Raw genomic sequence first — 17,581 nt, forward strand, 5'->3', positions numbered from 1 at the left:
GAAAGAAGTATGACTGCCCGTAGTACCGAACGCATACCCGGGTCCGGTCTTGGCGCGTCGGATCGACAGGCGCCGTCGACACTCTCGCGAAAGGCGCAGTTCAGGCCCTGTGGACGACTCGGTGGGCCGGTGTCGTGCAAGGCTTGCCTCATGTCAACGAACGATGGTGGTGGTTGGTTCCGGCGGTTGTTCTCGCGCTCGAAGACGGTGCCTCTGGACCCCACTCGCGACGATCTGGTGGTAGTGGCGTCCTCGTTCGACGACGCCGAATCCTGTTCGGCCGCACTCGACCGAGGAACCGACGACGGCGGTTTCGTCGCGACGAAGGAGGCGGTGCTTCGTCACCATCTGGTGCTGCCGTCGGACACGGTGTCCGACGCGGCGGCGATCGCGGCGCAGGACGGCTACGCGCTCGTGGAACCGGCGGCCACGATCACGATCGACGATGCAGATCGACGCCTACCGGTCGAGGACGGAGTGTCGGTGACATTGCAGCGAGTGCAGATCGTCGATGCGCTGCACTGCTCGCAGGAACGGTCGCGAATGGCGGGTCTGGCTCAGCGGCGGGGCGGGATCGTTCTCGGGTGGGATGCGCTGCAACCTGGTGCCGATGCGACCGAGCGCGCCTAGCTAAGCTTCGTGCGCACGACAGAGGGTCGAGTGCGTCGGCCCGAACAGCCGTCAGCGCAGGAAGACACGGGGAGAACATGACCGATCCGAAGGCCGGCGAATCGCAGCGGACGTGGAAGTCGATTCTGGGCGCGTTGACGTCGTCGACCGATCTGTCGGCCGCCGATACCGGTTGGGCGATGGACGAGATCATGTCCGACAACGCGACTGCGGCGCAGATCGCGGCCTTCGGTGTCGCCCTCAAGATGAAGGGCCCGACGTCGGCCGAGGTTCGCGGCCTCGCGGACTCGATGCTTGCGCATGCGAATCTCGTTGCGAGCGAGCCGAATTCGGTCGACGTCGTCGGCACGGGCGGCGACGGCGCCGACACGGTCAACATCTCGACGATGGCCGCCGTCGTCGTCGCAGCGGCAGGCGCGCCCGTCGTCAAGCACGGAAACAGGGCCGCGTCGTCGAAGAGCGGTACGACGGACGTGCTCGAAGCGCTCGGCGTGAAGTTCGGGCTGGGGCCGGACGGTGTCGCGCAGACTGTTCGCGACGTCGGGATCGGCTTCTGCTTCGCACCCGTCTACCACCCGGCACTGCGCTTCGCGGGCCCGGCGCGCAAGGAGATCGGGATCCCGACGGCGTTCAACGTGCTCGGACCGCTGACGAATCCGGGCCGTCCTCGGGCCGGACTGATCGGCTGCGCGTTCGAGTCCCTCGCGTCGGTGGTGGCCGGAGTGTTCGCCGAACGGGGCACCAGCGCACTGGTGGTGCGCGGCGACGACGGCCTGGACGAGATCACGCTGTCGACGACGTCGACCGTGCACGTGGTGTCCGGCGGGTCGGTCACGGCCACGACCTTGGACCCACGGGACTTCGGACTCGACCTCGTTCCCATCGACGCGCTGCGCGGCGGAGACGCGATGTACAACGCAGGCGTCGCGCGGGCGGTGTTCGCGGGGGAGACCGGGCCGGTGCGCGACGCGGTTCTGCTGAACGCTGCTGCCGCGCTGGCGGCTCACGGCGGAATCACCGACGGGCTGAACGCCGACGGGCTGGTGCCCGCGGTGGCGTCGGGACTCACTCGCGCGGCGACGGCGATCGACTCGGGTGCAGCCACGGATCTGTTGGCCCGGTGGGTGACGCGGTCCAACGAGTTGGACTGACTACTACCCGGCTCACTCGCCGATGGAGAAGCCTGCCTCGACGTCGGCACTCGAATACGACTGGAACGCGATGTGCGTCGCGGTGTTCAGTACGCCTGGCACCTTGTTGATGCCTCCGGTGACGACCTCGGCGATCTGCTGGTGATCGCGCACCTTCACGATCGCGATCAGGTCGACGTCGCCTGCGCACGAATACACCTCGGTGACGCCTGCGACGTCGGCCACCGCCTGAGCGGTCTCGGGGATGGCGTTCGCCTCGGCGTCGATCATGACGATGGCGTTGATCATTAGGCTCCTCCACGAACGATGGCGACACGTCGGTCGCACGTGACGTGGACGAGCTTAGAGGGCGGGCCCGTCACCGATGTCGGACGTCGTCGTAGGCCCGGTGTTCGCGTCGTGAGACCTCTCTGGCGGTGCGGCACCACTCTCGCCAGCTGCCTGCCCCGTGGACGGGCGACATCCAGCCGTCGGTGGTCCGGACTATGCGGACGCCGTCGGAGTCGAGCCAGCGCGCGATGAGGCCTACTTCTTCCGGTGACGCGCCGCGCAGCGGTGTGTCGTCCGGGACCACCGTTTCGGCGGAGGCCGTGATGGCCTCGACGACGGGCATCGGGTGTACACGCCGCGGCGCCACGGCTGCGCCGGTAAGGCGGCCGTAGCGGACGACCGCGAGCTCCCACCCACCCTCGGGTGTTCGTCGGGCCGCCACGAGTTCCGCGATCGCCGCCACGGCCGCGAGCCGATGCATCCGCGCGAGCATGTCGGCGAGGATTGCGAGACGGTCGCGCAGGCGCGCCGCGGACTCGAAGAGCTCGGAGTCCGCCAGCCGGGTGACCTTCGCTCGAGCGGCGAGCAAGACGGAGTCGTCGAGACCTGCTGCGAGAGCCAGGAACTTCTTGGGATACGACGCGTACTCCTCGGCCGACAGCAGCCCCGAGGACGCGGCTGCGCATCCACCGACCGCCGTCGGCGGGCAGTCACCCCCGTGCAGCTTCGTCGCGGGGAGCCTGCGGGTGCACGTGCGAATTCCCGCGTACTCCGCCACGAGGGCCGCAGCATCGGCCGCGTCGGCTCGCGCCGTGAACGGACCGAGACTGCCGGGCGTGGGTACACGGACGACCGACAGACGAGGAAAAGCCTCCGAGGTGGTCGTGATCCACCACCCCTTCTTCGGAAACTTCGAACGCCGGTTGTACGGAGGAATGTGGGCACTCAGAAGCCGGAGTTCGCGCACTCCGGCTTCGAGCCCGTGGGCGCACTCGACGTGATCGACGCCGACGGCGAGGTCGACCATCTCCTTCATGCGTCCACGAGTCTCGGAGCCCGTGAAGTAGTTGCGGACACGGCGCTGCAGATCGGTCGACGTGCCGACGTACAGCACCTCGTTTCCCGGGCCCTTGAACAGATACACGCCGGGCGTCCGCGGCAGGCCGGCGGCGAGGTGCCGCTTCGCCCGTTGGCCCGACGACACGTTCGGCAGGTAGTCGACCAGTTCGGCGTAACTGTGCACGCCCTGGTTTCCGACGCGTTCGATCAACGCGTGCAGGACGTCGACGGTCGCGCGTGCGTCGTCGAGCGCGCGGTGGGTGGGCCGAGTGCTGACCTGGAACAGGGAGGCCAACGCCGAAAGCTTGACCGACGGTGCCTCGTCGCGGGTGAGGACGCGTCGCGCCAGCTTGACCGTGCACAGGACCGAGAACTTGGGCCAGGCGACGTCGAGACGGCTGGCGGCAGCCCGCAGGAAGCCCATGTCGAATCTCGCGTTGTGTGCCACCAGCACTGCGCCCTGGGCGAATTCGAGGAACGCGGGCAGCACGCGTTCGATGCGTGGTGCGCCGATCAGCATCGCGGTCGTGATGCCGGTGAGTTCGACGATGTACGGCGGGATCGATCGGCCGGGATCGACGAGCGTCGCGAACTCGCCGACGACCTCGCCGCCCCGAATCTTCACGGCGCCGATCTCGGTGATCGCTTCGGTGTCCGCGCTGGCGCCCGTCGTCTCGAGGTCCACGACGACGAACGTCGTGTCGTGCAGAGGGGTGTCCAGTTCGTCGAACGTCAGCTGGATCGGAAGGCTCACAAGATCTGGACGCTAGACGGAAGCACCGACAACATGCGGGCTCGAGATCCGTCGTCGCCGAAGGTGTCGGAGGGCGTCGCTAGGTTCCCTCTCGACGGCCGAATCGGGCCTGTGAACGACGCTCGAACGACGAAAGAGACGAGGATCACATGATTGTCGACTGCAGTGATTGCAAGGTCCGCGACATCGCGTGCGCGGACTGCGTTGTCACGGTCCTTCTCGGGGCGCCGGGGTGGCCTTCCGGGGAGCGTGTGGACGTGCGCTCGCGTACCTCCAAAATCGACATCGACCAGGAAGAACTCGGTGCGATGGGTGTCCTCGCGGACGTCGGTCTCGTACCCCGTCTGCGTCTGGTGACGGACGACGATCAGCCGATGGACAGCTCGCCGTTACCGCCCCGTGACCAAGAGGCCGACCAGCAAGCGATGTAGTCGAAAACGGAACTAATAGGGCTTGCCCGGCGCGTCGGGGTCGACACGGACGTATGCCGTTTCGTAACCTTCCTGAGACCTTGCGGAGTCTCGCCAATCCACACCGGAGTGGCGTCGCAAGTCACCGCCTAATCGGGACCTCGTGAGAGCCCCGAACCGGGAACCCGATTTCCACTGGGGTGAATCCCGCCGAATCGCTACCGCGTGCCGGTGGGTAGGGCTGATCTTCCCAGCCCGAACCCGTCAGCTAACTCGGTCGGCGGATGAGTGGAAGAAACGGAGCAACCCCTTCTCGTGGCGTCACACACTTCAACCCGTTCATTGCGTCGAGTCCTCGTAGCCGGCGCGATCACAGCCGGCGCAGTGGTCCTTCCTGCTGCTCCCGCAATGGCGGCCCCCATCACCATCCCCGGCGTCGGAACCTTCGAAGTTCCGGAGATCCCGGGCATTCAGCTTCCGACCGAGCTCCCGGGCCTGCCCGGGGCGCCCGCGTTGCCGGGTGCTCCCGCAGGTATTGCTCCGCAGGTCACGCCCGCAGCCAAGGCCGTTCAGGCCGCAGAGTCCAAGATCGGCGCCCCGTACGTCTACGGTGCGTCGGGCCCCGACTCCTTCGATTGCTCGGGTCTCGTGCAGTGGGCATACAAGCAGGCCGGTATCAGCCTGCCGCGCACCAGCTACGACCAGGCAGCAGCAGGAACTCCTGTTTCACAGTCCGACTTGCAACCCGGTGACGTGATCTCCTTCTACGGCGGATCGCACTCGGGAATCTACGTCGGCAACGGCAACGTCGTTCACGCGTCCACGTCCGGTGTTCCGGTCAAGGTCGCACCGGTCGCGTCGATGCCGTACGACGGAGCGCGCCGCTACTGACGTCTGTTACCGGACGCCAGCATGATCTACCGACGAGCAGCATCGGAACCGAGCCCACCGGCTCGTGATGTCCGGTGCTGCTCTCGTCGTGTGAGGCCTCGTGACACGACAGTGTCACGGCCTGCCGGAAAGTTGTGGGTTGTCACAACGATTCGGCATCGAATGGACAGCAATCCCGTCTTTTCGTAGCCTGGCAAAGCTGTTCGTCAGGAATTCACGTACTTTTCGTACGCTGATTCCTACGAATTGCCGACGTCAAACCTGTCCACAAGACCTAGTCCGTGGGTATGGTTCGTTTTCGAATTGTTATCCCCGCCGAGGGACCGTTTGCGCGGTTCGATCCGGTGGTCTCGGCAAGAACGGAGAGTCACCTCCTCGTGGCGACACCGACCGTCAAACGCGTCACTCGTTCCAAACGCGCTGTGCTGACCGCTGCCCTGGCAGCGTGCCTCCTCGCGAGCCCGACGGCGATCGCGCACGCGCAGCCGCAGATCGGCAGCGCGACCGATGCTCAGACCCGCCTCGCCGACCTGTCTCGCGAATCGGAGCAGACCACCGAAGCCCTGCACAACGCTCAGATCGACCTGGACGCCAAGACTGCGGCCCAGCGCGACGCAGAGGCCTCCGTGGACACCCATCGGGTGGCGCTGCAGGCGGCGGAAGACGCACTCGCGCAGTTGAAGCCGGCGATCGACAAGGTCGCGAACGTCAACTACCAGGGTGGGAGAACCAACCGCCTCTTCGCGGTCATGGTGAGCGACTCCCCGCAGCAGCTACTCGACCAGATGTCGGCTCTCGACGTCATCTCTGCCGAGACTGCCCGCCAGGTCGAGCAGTTCAAACAAGCCACCTCGGACGCACGTACCGCCGAGCAGGCGGCCGAGCAGGCCGCGGATGCCGCGCGTACGGCCGCAGAGCAGGCCAAGATGGTCTCGGACGACCTCCAGGCGAAGCAGAGCGAACTGCAGAGCCAGATGGCCGACGTCATGGCCGCGTACGGTGCGCTGTCGAGCGACCAGCAGGCCGAGCTGGCTGGGACCCCACTGCCTCCCGGATTCGATCTGAACAAGATCCTGCAGAACCTCGTCCCTGGATCGGGAATCGCGGCGTTGCAGGCAGGCATGACGCAGATCGGAAAGCCGTACGTCTGGGGCGCGACGGGTCCCGACGGGTTCGACTGCTCGGGCCTGGTCGTGTGGGCCTACAAGCAGGTCGGCAAAACGCTTCCACGGTCCAGCCAGGCTCAGGCCCAAGGCGGAACGCCGGTGGACCAGAAGGATCTTCAGCCCGGCGACGTCGTGCTGTTCTATCCCGATGCCTCGCATGTGGGGCTCTACGCGGGCAACGGCAACGTGCTGCACGCGTCGACGTTCGGCGTGCCCGTCAAGGTGCAGTCGATGGCCTCGTTCCCGTTCTACGGTGCCCGTCGCTACTGATCGACGACTCCGATCGGCCGTGACCCGCTCCTGGGTCGCGGCCGTCGTCGTCGCGATGGCCTTGCTGACAGCGTGCAGTGCACCGGTGGTCGACGCCCCCGCGTCGCCTGCCGGGGAGCCGCCTGCCAATCCGTACGAGGATCAGCGACGAGAAGGCGTCGAACAGCTGCTCGATCGATGGGCCGACGCCGTGCGCACGAACGACGCCACCGCGCTGGCCGATCTCGTAGACCCCGCGGCGGCGCCGGAGTTCCTGCAGGCTCAGATCTCCCGCGCCGACAACCTCTCGGGCGTTCCGCTGTCGGACTGGGGATACGAACTCGTCGACGAACCGGAAACACCGGTCCCGTCCGAGGTGGCGTCGCCGTTGAACGCCGCCGATGTCTGGGCGCCGTCCGTCGTTCTCCGCTACTCGATCGACGGCACCGACGACGTCCCGACGCGCAGGCCGGTGTCACTGCTGGTCGCCGAGCGCGGCGACCGATGGCGGATCGTCTCCGATGCGGACGTTGCCGGGATCGACCGACACACGTGGCGTGGGCCGTGGGATTTCGGACCGCTGTCCACGACGCAGGTTTCGACGGCAGGCGGCACGTCCGTCGTCGTCGCTCATCCGGAGCAGACGGCGCTCGCAGGCGCACTCGCGCGCGAGCTTCCCGGCGCGGTCGACGCCGTCTCCGGTTTCTGGGGTGACGAGTGGCGTCGCGCCGCGGTCGTGTTCGTCACCGGCTCGCCGGAGGAATTCGCCGCGGTGGTGGGGGAGAATGCCGCAGGTGCGAACGTCGCCGCGGTCTCGATGTCGGACACGGTCGACCCGGGCCGACCCGTCGCGGGGCAACGCGTGGTGTTCGGGCCCGCAGCATCCGACCGGCTCACCGAGTTCACGACACGATCGGTGTTGCGTCACGAACTCACCCATGTCGCCGCCAGGTCCACCACGGTCGACGGATCGCCGATGTGGATGCTCGAGGGATTCGCCGACTACTCGGGTTACCGCGACACGGGCGCGTCGTTCGGGCAACTCGCGCCGACACTGAGCAGGCTGGTCGCGGTCGGGGGACCGCCGACGGTTCTCCCGGAGGACGGTGATTTCACCGCGGGCGGCACGCGGTCGACATTGGCGTACGAATCGGCGTGGTCGGTGGCGGCGTTCGTCGCCGAGCGGTTCGGCGAGGACGCACTCCGGTCGCTGTACGAGCGAATGGCCGACGGGCCGAAGTCGGCGGCCGACGTCGACCGAGTGTTCTCCGAGGTGCTCGGTACCGGGACCGACGATGTCGTTGATCAGTGGGGGTCGTGGGTGGCGACGCAGTCACGTTGACCTACGCTCGAGCGATGCGTCGGACCTTGTTGGTGACGAACGACTTTCCGCCCAGGCCCGGTGGGATCCAGTCCTACCTGCACACGTTCGCCAGTCAGCTACCTGCCGAGGAACTGGTGGTCTACGCCCCGCGGTGGCGCGGCGACAGTCACGTGAAGTTCGATGCACGCCAGCCCTTCGAGGTGGTCCGGCACCCCACGACGTTGATGCTGCCGACGCCGCTCGTCGCCCGTCGTGCCGCGTCGTTGGTCCAGTCCCACGAATGCGACAGCGTCTGGTTCGGTGCTGCAGCGCCGCTCGCCGTCATGGCGCCCGTGCTGCGACGTGCGGGTGCCGAGACGATTCTCGCGAGCACCCACGGCCACGAGGTGGGCTGGTCGATGGTGCCCGGCGGGCGAGGCACGCTTCGACTGATCGGGAACTCCGTCGACACGGTCACGTACGTCAGCAAGTACACGCGCAAGCGATTCGTGTCGGCGTTCGGCGCGCAGGCCGCTCTCGAACACCTCCCGCCCGGCGTCGACACCACACGCTTCGCACCGGACCCCGGTGCGCGTGAAGAGCTCCGTGCGCGTTACGGATTGGGGGATCGGCCCACCGTTCTCTGCCTGTCACGCCTCGTTCCGCGCAAGGGGCAGGACATGTTGATTCGGTCGATCGCCGCGGTGCGTGAGCGCGTCGACGGTGCCGTCCTGGTGATCGTCGGCGGCGGCCCGTACGAGGGCGCGCTCCGCGAACTCGCGCGCACGGCGGGCGTCGAGAAGCACGTGATCTTCACGGGCACGGTGCCGTCCGCGGAACTCGCCGCACACCACACCATCGCCGACGTCTTCGCGATGCCGAGCCGGACTCGTGGTGCCGGACTCGACGTCGAGGGTCTCGGCATCGTCTACCTCGAAGCGTCCGCGACGGGTGTACCCGTCGTGGCCGGAATGTCCGGCGGCGCACCGGAAACGGTGCAGCAGAACAAGACCGGATACGTCGTCGACGGTCGATCGACGCAGGAGATCGTCGATGCGCTGGTGCGTCTGCTCGCCGACCCGACCCTCGCTGCATCGATGGGCAACGCGGGCCGGGCCTGGGTCGAGAAAGAGTGGCGCTGGGACACTCTGGCCCAGCGTCTCCGTTCGTTCATGCGCTGATGCGCCCGTGCGCGGATAGTTGGACCATGGTCCGACTATCCGCGCACGGGCGGCGTAGCCGCACTACTTGACGTAGAGCGCCTCGATCTCGTCCGCGTAGGACTTGGTGATCACGTTCCGCTTCAGCTTCATGGTCGGCGTCATCTCGCCTGCCTCCTCGGTGAAGTCCGCGGGCAGGATGCGGTACTTCTTGATGGCCTCGGCGTGAGACACCGATGTGTTGGCATCGGCGATCGCGGCATCGATCTCGGAACGCAGATCCGCGTCGTCGGCCAGGTCGGCCGCTCCCGCACCGGACGGCTTGCCGTGCGCGGACTTCCAGCCGCTGAGCGCGTCGTCGTCGAGGGTCACCAAGGCGCCGATGAACGGCTTCTGGTCGCCGACGACGATGGCCTGACTGATCAACGGGTGCGCACGCAACCGGTCCTCGAGGCCCGCGGGGGAGACGTTCTTGCCGCCCGCGGTGACGATCAGTTCCTTCTTGCGGCCCGTGATGGTGATGTAGCCGTCGTCGTCGAGCGAACCGAGATCGCCTGTGCGGAACCAGCCGTCGTCGAACGCGTCCGCGGACGCGTCGTCGTTGCGCCAGTAGCCGGAGAACACGACGGGGCCGTGCAATTGGATCTCACCGTCGTCGGCGATACGAACTGCATTGCCGGGCAACGGTTGTCCCACCGATCCGACATGCTGGTGGCCGATGGTGTTGACTGCGAACGCAGCGCTGGTCTCGGTCAGTCCGTAACCTTCGTAGATCGGTACGCCCACGCCGCGGTAGAAGTGTCCGAGCCTCGCGCCGAGCGGTGCGCCGCCGGAGATCGCGAGCCTGCACCGACCTCCCAGTGCCGCACGAAGTTTCGAGTAGACGAGTTTGTCGAAGACGGCGTGCTTGAGCCGAAGTACCAGTCCCGCACCGGAATCCTGCGCTTCGCTCCATGCGACGGCCGTCTCCGCTGCGGCGTCGAAGATTCGGCCCTTGCCGTCGGCGTGTGCCTTCTGCTTCGCCGTGTTGAAGACCTTCTCGAAGACGCGGGGCACCGACAGGATGAAATCGGGCTGGAACGAGCCGAACGTGCTCACGAGGTTCGGGATGTCGTTCGTGTGCCCGATCGTCGTGCCCGCGTCGAAGGCGGCGATCGTGACCGCGCGGGCGAGAACGTGCGCCATCGGCAGGAACATCAACGTGCGGCTGTGCTCGTTCAGCAACGACTTCAGGCTGGTCTCGCGGATTCCGCGAGACTCCGCGACGAGATTGGCGTGGGTGAGTTGAACGCCCTTGGGGCGGCCCGTCGTTCCCGAGGTGTAGATCAGAGTGGCGGGATCGGACGCCTTCAGCGCTCCGACGCGCTGCTCGACGACAGCGTCGTTGATCTGGGTGCCGAGCCGAGTGAGTTCGGCGATCGCACCCGAGTCCGGGGAGTCGCCGTCGATGCGGAAGGTTCGTGTCACGGATGCGGCGGCTGCGACGACGTCGGCCGTCTCGGTGGCGTGCTCCTCGGTCTCCAAGATCACCAGAACCGGCTCGGCGTCGGACAGAATCCACTCGACCTGCCCGGCGGACGACGTCTCGTAGATCGGCACGGTGACCCCGCCCGCGGACCAGATGGCGTAGTCGACGACCGACCACTCGTAGCGCGTCGACGACATGAGTGCGACGCGATCTCCCTGGCCGACACCGGCGGCGATCAGGCCTTTGGCGACGGCGACGACTTCGTCCGCGAAGACCCGTGCCGTGACGTCGGTCCACGTGCCGTCGACGAGGCGTCGGAACGCCACCGAGGAGGGCGCACTCGCCCGGCGCTCGTAGACGGTGGCGACCGTCGACGCCCCGTCTTCCACGTCGAAGTGGGCGGGCACAGTGAACTCACGCACGGGAAACCTCCATGGGCGCATCGGTAGCTGTACTAACGAGTAGCTTGATCGGTCTCACTGTAGACCGGAAGTTCGAGCGCATACGTCCGCCTCACGTGCGACGCGGTACCGCGATGTGTGAAGCTCTTCCGATGAGCAGTATCCAAGTGGCCGACCAGACTTTTCTCGCGGTGCCGGGCGATCGCATCCACGACGCGGTGTCCCCGCGCGAGCGGTGGAGAAGATGGTGGCCGGACCTTCGGCTCACGGTCACGCAGGATCGTGGGGAGCAGGGCATCCGGTGGGCCGTCGAGGGCGCTTTGACGGGAACGATGGAGATCTGGCTGGAGCCCGTGCCGGTCGTCGACGGTGTGATCGTCCATTACTTTCTGCACGCCGAGCCGAGCGTCACCGGTGCAGGGCTCGATCTCGCGGCCGAGAACCGTCGCCGCAGGGTTGCCGGGAAGGCCGTGACGTTCGAGCTCAAGCGCGAGCTAGAGGCAGGTAGGCCTGCAGGCGAACGACCGGAGCACGCGCGCGACTAGTTTCGCCTCCGCGGGGTATGTCGGCGTCCGGACCGCGTTGTGTGTTCGACGAGGGATCGTGTGTGATGGAGCCTGCAGGAATGACCCGTAGGGGTCGGCTCGCGACGGAAGTATCGAAGAGCAGAGAGGAAGCGGACCAACAGCATGGCCGAGAAAACTCAGAGGTCGATCACGGTCGACGCTCCGTCCGCGCAGGTCATGGACGTGATCGCAGACTTCGACGCGTATCCGTCGTGGGTGTCGGCGGCGAAGTCCGTCGAGGTCCTCGAGGTGGGCGCGTCGGGCCGTGCCGATCGAGTGCGATTCGTTCTCGACGCGGGCATGGTCAAGGACACGTACGAGTTGCAGTACGTGTGGTCGGCCGACGGTATGGCCGTCTCCTGGGAGCTCGTGCAGGGAGAGATGCAGAAGTCGCAGTCCGGTTCCTACACGTTGAAGGACAACGGCGCCGGCGGTACCGACGTGACCTACGAGCTGACGGTCGATCTGAACATCCCGATGATCGGGTTGTTCAAGCGCAAGGCCGAGAAGGTCATCACGGACACCGCGCTGAAAGAGCTCAAGAAGCGGGTCGAAGGCTGACGACCGTTCGGCTGTTCGTCGGCAAGGGCGGGGCGGGCAAGACGACGATCGCTGCGAAGGCAGCGCTCGACGCGGCACGTGCAGGCAGTCGTTCGCTGGTCGTCTCGTTCGACCAGGCGCACTCCACATCGGACGTCGTGGATCTGCCGTCGAGCGGTGGTGCACGGGGGCGAATCGTCTCGGTTGCCGACCGGCTCGACGTGCTCGAACTCGACACCCTGGCGCTCGTCGAATCGAGTTACCGCTCGCTCGCCGCACTGCTGTCGGTCGCGCGAACCGGCCACGAACACGGGGTCCGGTTCGGCGCGATCGACCCTGAGGAGGTCGTCGGTGCGCCGGGCGTTCAGGAGATGCTCGGACTGCACAGAATCGTCGAGCTGGTCGACGAAAACGCATGGGACACAGTGTTCGTCGACCTCCCGTCGACGGCGGACGCCCTACGCACCCTGCAGCTGCCGTCGCTCGTGACGGGATACGTCGAACGGCTGTGGCCGCAGCACGATCGCATCGTCGCGGGGACGGGGGCGGACCCCCGGCTGACCATCGTCGTCGCGTTTCTCGAGCGCGTCGTCGCGAATGCCGACGCCGTCCATGAGCTGCTGTTCGACCGCGAACGGACGTCGGCGACCGTCGTCGCCACTCCGGAACGCGTGGGCATAGCCGAGGCGCGACGAACCATGTCGGCGGCGGTCCTGATGGGTCTGAACGTCGATACCGTCGTCGTCAACAAGGTGCTGCCACAATTGAATTCGCCGTCCGTCGGGTTGGTGGGCGCGCACCCGGCCGTGTTCTGGTTCGAGGGATGGCGATCCGCTCAGCAGGCGGTGCTGCACGACTTCGCGCACCTGGCGGCCGGAGCGACACTGGTGGTCGTGGAACGGTCCGTGCAGGAACCGGTAGGGTTGGCCTCTCTCGATGCGCTCACGGCCGAGCACAGAACTGCGAACGCCCGACCGTACGAGCGTCGAGGCACACCAGCAGTTGCACGGGAGTCGGGGTCGGGGTTGGAGTCGGTGTACACGATGACGATGCACCTTCCGGTCGTCGACACGTCTTCGCTGACGCTGGGGCGAGTGGAGGACGATGTGATCATCGGCGCCGACGGCGTGCGGACGCGTGTGCGTCTGGCGTCGGTGCTTCGTCGTTGCGTCGTCGTCGGCGCGGAGTTCGACGACGAGAATCTGGTGATCAGGTTTGCGCCCGACCCGAATGTCTGGCCGGTGTGAGGGGAGGCGTCGGATGACATCCGAACATTCCGATGTCGCGGCCGAGCTGTGGGCCCTCGCCGAAACGGTGCTCACGCGTCTCGAGCCCATTCTTGCGCGCGCGGTCGAGGGTCAGGCGCAGGCATCCGAGCAGGGATGCAGTTGGTGTCCCGTGTGTGCGCTCGCGGCCCTGATCCGTGGCGAGCAGCACGATCTGCTCACGCTGATGGCGACCGAAGGGGCGACGGTCGTCGCGATGATCCGGCAGGTCGTCTCGGAACATTCGAACAGTGCAGCACACGCCGGCGCAAGCGCCCAGGAACCGCCGAATGCGAGGGCCGACGCGGACATTCGTGAAACCGCTCACATGCAGGAGCCGGATATTGCGCCCGACACGGAAGAGTCGGGAGTTCGACGGGCAGGTTTCGTACCCATTACGGTGAACGTGAAGAGCTCGGCGTCGGGCAACCGAGGTAAAGACGAGAATCGAGACATCTGAACATCCGGTTCCGATCGGGCGGTCAGTCGTAGAGCCGTTGGGGGGCGGCGAAGAAAGGTCGGACAATGAAGCGGCAACGCGACGCCTTCACCATCGGAATCGACGTGGGTGGCACCAGCCTTCGGGCATCGGTGGTCGACTCTTCCGGGCAGGTCATCGATTCCACGCAGTCGCCGACGCCGCATTCGGCGAAGGCTCTCGAGCACGGACTCGACCGTGCGGTTCAGGAACTGGCTGCGCGACACCCTGTTTCGGCAGTCGGCCTCGCTGTCGCCGGCTTCGTCGACGCGGACAGGACCTCGGTACGCTTCGCGCCCCACCTGCCGTGGGTCGACACTCCCGTCGCGAAGCAGATGAGCGATCGCATCGGCCTTCCGGTCGTTCTCGAGCACGACGCGAACTCGGCTGCCTGGGCCGAATACCGATTCGGCGCTGCCGCGGACGGCAAGAACGTCGTCATGGTGGCGATCGGAACGGGCATCGGTGCAGCGCTGCTGATCGACGGCAAGATCTACCGCGGAAGCTTCGGTGTGGCCCCGGAACTCGGACACATCCAGGTGGTTCCCGACGGCCGCGCGTGCCCGTGCGGTAAGCGCGGGTGTTGGGAACGCTATTGCAGTGGAACGGCTTTGGTCGACACGGCGGTCGAGTTGCTCGCTGCGGACGATCGGGGATCGTCGAACATCCTGGCGCGGGACGTGTTTCTCGACCCGGGTTCCCTGACCGGTCGTCGCATCGCGTCGGCCGCGCACGAGGGCGACGTCATCGCGCGACGCACGATGGAGGATTTCGCGCGGTGGCTCGGCGTCGGTCTGTCGTTGGTCAGCGACGTCTACGACCCCGACCTGATCGTCATCGCGGGTGGCGTGGCGACGTCGTCGGATCAATTCCTCGACAAGGCGAGGGAGCACTACGCGTCGCTCGTCACCGGAGCCGGACATCGGCCTGTCGCCACGATTCGCAGCACGCAGCTCGGCGAAGCGGCCGGCATGATCGGTGCAGCGGACCTCGCGCGCTCGGAGTTCGTTGTCACCAGTCGGTGAACAGCATGTGACCTCTGTCCCCACCTTCGCGGTGATGTGGCTGCCGTCATAAACGGTAGGTAGAGTCACCAGCGAATCAGTAGGTGGGACCGTCGGACGAAAGTGCGTTTTCGGACCGGACAAGAATCGAATCAGGAAGGACGCCATGTGGTACTGGCTGTTCAAGTACGTGCTCATCGGTCCACTCCTGGTTGCGTTGGGTAGACCGACGATCGAAGGCCTCGAGAACATTCCGGCCCGTGGGCCGATGATTCTGGCGAGCAATCATCAGGCGGTGCTGGACTCGTTCTACCTGCCTCTCAAGGTGACGCGTCGTATCACGTTCCTCGCCAAGAGCGAGTACTTCACCGGACCCGGTCTCAAGGGCGCGTTTCAGAAGTGGTTCTTCACGGCGGTGGGTCAGGTCCCGATCGACCGGACCGGAGCGGACGCGGCCCAGGACGCACTCAACGCGGGCGCCCGCGTGATCGGCAAGGGCAAGCTTCTCGGTATCTACCCCGAGGGCACTCGGTCGCCCGACGGACGTCTGTACAAGGGCAAGACCGGCATGGCGCGTCTCGCGCTGCAGACCGGGGTTCAGGTCGTTCCCGTCGCGATGATCGGTACCGACAAGATGAACCCCATCGGGTCGAAGGTGTGGCGTCCGGCCAAGATCACCATCAAGATCGGCAAGCCGATCGACTTCTCTCGGTTCGAGGGCATGGCGGGCAACCGCTTCGTCGAACGTGCGGTGACCGACGAGGTCATGTACGAACTGATGCTTCTGTCGGGTCAGGAATACGTCGACGTCTACGCCGCCTCGCTGAAGAAGACCGCGGCCCCCGCGGACGGGGGCGCCGAGCGTCTCCCCGAGACGAAGGCCAGCTAGGCGCGTCGCGCGAGAGGTGTTGCGGCGCATGCCGCGACGACGATCGCCGCAATTCCCCACCACACGTACGACGACGCTGCGATCTGGTCCCACATCGGCCAGCCCAGGCCGGACCAGCGTCCGACGGCAAGCTGCCAGTGCGGTGCGAAATGCAGGACGACGACACCGATTCCGACGAATGCCAGCGCGACGACATTGCGTCGACGCCAGGCGAGCGTGCCGAGCGCGACGAGGAACGGCACCGTCCAGACCCAGTGGTGGGACCACGACACCGGTGACACCAACAGCCCGAACACAGCGTTCACTCCGAGCGCGAGGGCGGTCTGGTGCGTCGCGAAGGCGCGTCGCATCGCGTAGAACGTGACCGCCAGCAGCATCAGTGACAGCACGATCCACAGCATCGAACGGACGGAGTCGTCCATGCCGAGTCGCGCGAGCATTCCGGTGATGCTCTGGTTGGCGGGATAGGCGGGGCGCCCGATCCGATCGGAGTCCACGAGGACTTTCGTCCAGTACTGCAGCGAGTCGGAGAACGTGGCGACGAATCCGAGCGCCGTGAACGCGAGGAAGCTGACGCCGGTGACTATCGCGGCTCGAAAGTCCTTGCGGAACAGGAAGAACAGGACGAACACGGCAGGCGTCAGCTTGACGGCGGCGACGAATCCGACGAGGGCGCCGCGGGGCCACGGAGTCTTCTTCGGAAGGCAATCCGCAGCGACGAACGCCATCAGCAGGATGTTGATCTGCCCGTAGTCGAACGTCGAGAACACCGGCTCGAGAATCATGGACACCGCGAACACCGCACCTGCCGCCCACAGCATCAAAGTTCGCGGCGAGTACCCGAGGGACACCAGCGTGAGCACGATCGTGCCGAACAGCAGCGCCAACGACAGCACCGTGACGACGATCCCCGCCCAGTGCAGCGTGATCAGCGACAACGGTCCGAAGATCACCGCCGCGATGGGAGGGTAGGTGAACGGCAATGTGTTGCCCAGCGCGGTCGGCGGCATCTCGCCGTACAGCGGTGTCCCGGACATGAACACCCCACCACCGAGGCGGTACACGTCGAGATCGATTCGGTAGTAGTCGCCGAGCGCACGAAGTCCGGGGAACCCGACCAAGTTGTAGGCGAGCCCCACTACCGCCGCCACCAGCACGGCAGCGCACGCGACGGGAACGAGCCACGTCGCCCGGGGGCGTCGGCGCGGTGCGGCGACGTCGTTCGCAGCCGGTTCGGGCGTACCGGCGTCGGACAGCGTGGTGAGGTCGGGTGGCGTCAACGAAACTTCCTTCTGATGGCGGTCGATCTCTGTCGGCACCGGCGTCGGCGCTACTGTGTCTTCTCGTGCGCTACTTCTACGACACAGAGTTCATCGAAGATGGTCGCACAATCGACCTCGTCTCGATCGGGGTCGTCGCGGAGGACGGTCGCGAATTCTATGCGGTGTCCTCGGAGTTCGACCCCGAGCGCGCGGGCAAGTGGGTTCGACGCAACGTGCTGCCGAAGCTGCCACCGTACTCGTCGCCGCTGTGGAAGAGCCGTGCGCGGATTCGTGACGAGCTGCTGGACTTCCTCGTCCCGGCGCCGGGTGCCGACGTCGAACTGTGGGCTTGGGTTGCGGCCTACGACCACGTTGCGCTGTGCCAGTTGTGGGGCGACATGACGGAATTGCCCCGCTCACTGCCGCGCTTCACCCGCGAGCTTCGTCAGCTGTGGGAAGACCGGGGAAGCCCCTACCTGCCGTCGGCGCCGGACGACGCGCACGACGCACTGGCCGACGCCCGTCACAATCTCGCGAAGTTCCGGGCGATCGAAGCCGCATCGCTCTGATCTCGGCTGTCGGCCACCCGCGTCATCACCGCGGGCTCCACTCCCAGCCTCCTCGGGTCATTACTGCAGGCTCCACTCCCAGCTCTGGAGGCCGGT

The 17,581-nt window shown here is 66.4% G+C and carries 18 protein-coding genes and 1 riboswitch; of the genes, 14 read left to right on the plus strand and 4 right to left on the minus strand.

All coding sequences use genetic code 11. The features are described 5' to 3' along the window. Positions 1-150 precede the first annotated feature (150 nt). Both A3K89_RS00830 and trpD read left to right on the plus strand, forming a co-directional pair. On the plus strand, positions 151-630 hold the full coding sequence (locus tag A3K89_RS00830; RefSeq protein WP_174551330.1) for a hypothetical protein: 480 nt from the start codon (positions 151-153) through the stop codon (positions 628-630). A 77-nt stretch (positions 631-707) separates the two neighbouring features. Then, positions 708-1,781: an anthranilate phosphoribosyltransferase gene (trpD, locus tag A3K89_RS00835; protein WP_068420630.1), complete on the plus strand. Its 1,074-nt coding sequence runs from the start codon at positions 708-710 to the stop codon at positions 1,779-1,781. Positions 1,782-1,793: 12 nt separating this feature from the next. Here trpD and A3K89_RS00840 read toward each other — a convergent pair whose 3' ends face one another. Together A3K89_RS00840 and A3K89_RS00845 are read right to left on the minus strand one after the other, a co-directional pair. Continuing rightward, complete coding sequence (locus A3K89_RS00840; RefSeq protein ID WP_068420632.1) at positions 1,794-2,069, minus strand: Lrp/AsnC family transcriptional regulator; 276 nt, start codon at positions 2,067-2,069, stop codon at positions 1,794-1,796. A gap of 70 nt (positions 2,070-2,139) precedes the next feature. Further along, complete coding sequence (locus A3K89_RS00845; protein WP_068420633.1) at positions 2,140-3,864, minus strand: DEDD exonuclease domain-containing protein; 1,725 nt, start codon at positions 3,862-3,864, stop codon at positions 2,140-2,142. A 257-nt stretch (positions 3,865-4,121) separates the two neighbouring features. On the opposite strand from A3K89_RS00845, the gene A3K89_RS26765 reads away from it, so the two are divergent. The 5 genes from A3K89_RS26765 (at position 4,122) to A3K89_RS00870 (ending at position 9,064) form a co-directional block, all read left to right on the plus strand. Continuing rightward, complete coding sequence (locus tag A3K89_RS26765) at positions 4,122-4,295, plus strand: hypothetical protein (protein ID WP_371828772.1); 174 nt, start codon at positions 4,122-4,124, stop codon at positions 4,293-4,295. 115 nt (positions 4,296-4,410) lie between these two features. Next, positions 4,411-4,572: riboswitch (cyclic di-AMP (ydaO/yuaA leader) on the plus strand. Between the two features lie 17 nt (positions 4,573-4,589). Beyond that, positions 4,590-5,165: a C40 family peptidase gene (locus tag A3K89_RS00855; RefSeq protein ID WP_068420937.1), complete on the plus strand. Its 576-nt coding sequence runs from the start codon at positions 4,590-4,592 to the stop codon at positions 5,163-5,165. A gap of 377 nt (positions 5,166-5,542) precedes the next feature. Then, entirely contained in the window at positions 5,543-6,601 is a 1,059-nt protein-coding gene (locus A3K89_RS00860) for a C40 family peptidase (protein ID WP_068420938.1), read from the plus strand. A gap of 19 nt (positions 6,602-6,620) precedes the next feature. Continuing rightward, positions 6,621-7,922, plus strand: a complete 1,302-nt coding sequence (locus A3K89_RS00865; RefSeq protein WP_254303363.1) for a basic secretory family protein — start codon at positions 6,621-6,623, stop codon at positions 7,920-7,922. 14 nt (positions 7,923-7,936) lie between these two features. Continuing rightward, the gene (locus A3K89_RS00870; protein ID WP_068420939.1) at positions 7,937-9,064 is read left to right on the plus strand and encodes a glycosyltransferase family 4 protein; all 1,128 of its coding nucleotides are present in this window, start codon (positions 7,937-7,939) and stop codon (positions 9,062-9,064) included. 63 nt (positions 9,065-9,127) lie between these two features. Here A3K89_RS00870 and A3K89_RS00875 read toward each other — a convergent pair whose 3' ends face one another. Beyond that, positions 9,128-10,954: an AMP-dependent synthetase/ligase gene (locus A3K89_RS00875; protein WP_084423499.1), complete on the minus strand. Its 1,827-nt coding sequence runs from the start codon at positions 10,952-10,954 to the stop codon at positions 9,128-9,130. Positions 10,955-11,064: 110 nt separating this feature from the next. On the opposite strand from A3K89_RS00875, the gene A3K89_RS00880 reads away from it, so the two are divergent. The 6 genes from A3K89_RS00880 (at position 11,065) to A3K89_RS00905 (ending at position 15,654) form a co-directional block, all read left to right on the plus strand. Further along, on the plus strand, positions 11,065-11,457 hold the full coding sequence (locus tag A3K89_RS00880; protein ID WP_174551332.1) for a polyketide cyclase / dehydrase and lipid transport: 393 nt from the start codon (positions 11,065-11,067) through the stop codon (positions 11,455-11,457). Positions 11,458-11,601: 144 nt separating this feature from the next. Continuing rightward, a complete protein-coding gene (locus A3K89_RS00885) occupies positions 11,602-12,039 on the plus strand; it encodes an SRPBCC family protein (RefSeq protein WP_068420639.1) in 438 nt (145 codons plus the stop codon). 11 nt (positions 12,040-12,050) lie between these two features. Then, the gene (locus A3K89_RS00890; RefSeq protein ID WP_084423515.1) at positions 12,051-13,265 is read left to right on the plus strand and encodes an ArsA-related P-loop ATPase; all 1,215 of its coding nucleotides are present in this window, start codon (positions 12,051-12,053) and stop codon (positions 13,263-13,265) included. Between the two features lie 13 nt (positions 13,266-13,278). Beyond that, positions 13,279-13,743, plus strand: a complete 465-nt coding sequence (locus A3K89_RS00895; protein WP_068420643.1) for a hypothetical protein — start codon at positions 13,279-13,281, stop codon at positions 13,741-13,743. Between the two features lie 65 nt (positions 13,744-13,808). Next, positions 13,809-14,786, plus strand: coding sequence for an ROK family protein (locus A3K89_RS00900; protein ID WP_068420645.1), 978 nt, complete (start codon positions 13,809-13,811; stop codon positions 14,784-14,786). Between the two features lie 145 nt (positions 14,787-14,931). After that, positions 14,932-15,654, plus strand: a complete 723-nt coding sequence (locus A3K89_RS00905) for a lysophospholipid acyltransferase family protein (protein WP_068420647.1) — start codon at positions 14,932-14,934, stop codon at positions 15,652-15,654. Here the strand turns inward: A3K89_RS00905 and A3K89_RS00910 are convergent. Beyond that, entirely contained in the window at positions 15,651-16,934 is a 1,284-nt protein-coding gene (locus A3K89_RS00910; RefSeq protein WP_371828773.1) for a glycosyltransferase 87 family protein, read from the minus strand. The genes A3K89_RS00905 and A3K89_RS00910 overlap by 4 nt on opposite strands. Positions 16,935-16,999: 65 nt before the next feature. Between A3K89_RS00910 and A3K89_RS00915 the strand changes: the two genes are divergently transcribed. Continuing rightward, entirely contained in the window at positions 17,000-17,485 is a 486-nt protein-coding gene (locus A3K89_RS00915) for a polyadenylate-specific 3'-exoribonuclease AS (protein ID WP_068420649.1), read from the plus strand. Positions 17,486-17,581: the final 96 nt, after the last annotated feature.

It is taken from the genome of Rhodococcoides kyotonense (assembly GCF_001645385.1).
GTDB classification, from domain to species: domain Bacteria; phylum Actinomycetota; class Actinomycetes; order Mycobacteriales; family Mycobacteriaceae; genus Rhodococcoides; species Rhodococcoides kyotonensis_B.

Coding starts and splice junctions, on each gene's coding strand:
- A3K89_RS00905 (WP_068420647.1), top strand. CDS start 14,932: ATGTGGTACTGGCTGTTCAAGTACGTGCTCATCGGTCCACTCCTGGTT.
- A3K89_RS00870 (WP_068420939.1), top strand. CDS start 7,937: ATGCGTCGGACCTTGTTGGTGACGAACGACTTTCCGCCCAGGCCCGGT.
- A3K89_RS00895 (WP_068420643.1), top strand. CDS start 13,279: ATGACATCCGAACATTCCGATGTCGCGGCCGAGCTGTGGGCCCTCGCC.
- A3K89_RS00885 (WP_068420639.1), top strand. CDS start 11,602: ATGGCCGAGAAAACTCAGAGGTCGATCACGGTCGACGCTCCGTCCGCG.
- A3K89_RS00900 (WP_068420645.1), top strand. CDS start 13,809: ATGAAGCGGCAACGCGACGCCTTCACCATCGGAATCGACGTGGGTGGC.
- A3K89_RS00875 (WP_084423499.1), bottom strand. CDS start 10,954: ATGCGCCCATGGAGGTTTCCCGTGCGTGAGTTCACTGTGCCCGCCCAC.
- A3K89_RS00830 (WP_174551330.1), top strand. CDS start 151: ATGTCAACGAACGATGGTGGTGGTTGGTTCCGGCGGTTGTTCTCGCGC.
- A3K89_RS00880 (WP_174551332.1), top strand. CDS start 11,065: ATGAGCAGTATCCAAGTGGCCGACCAGACTTTTCTCGCGGTGCCGGGC.
- trpD (WP_068420630.1), top strand. CDS start 708: ATGACCGATCCGAAGGCCGGCGAATCGCAGCGGACGTGGAAGTCGATT.
- A3K89_RS00840 (WP_068420632.1), bottom strand. CDS start 2,069: ATGATCAACGCCATCGTCATGATCGACGCCGAGGCGAACGCCATCCCC.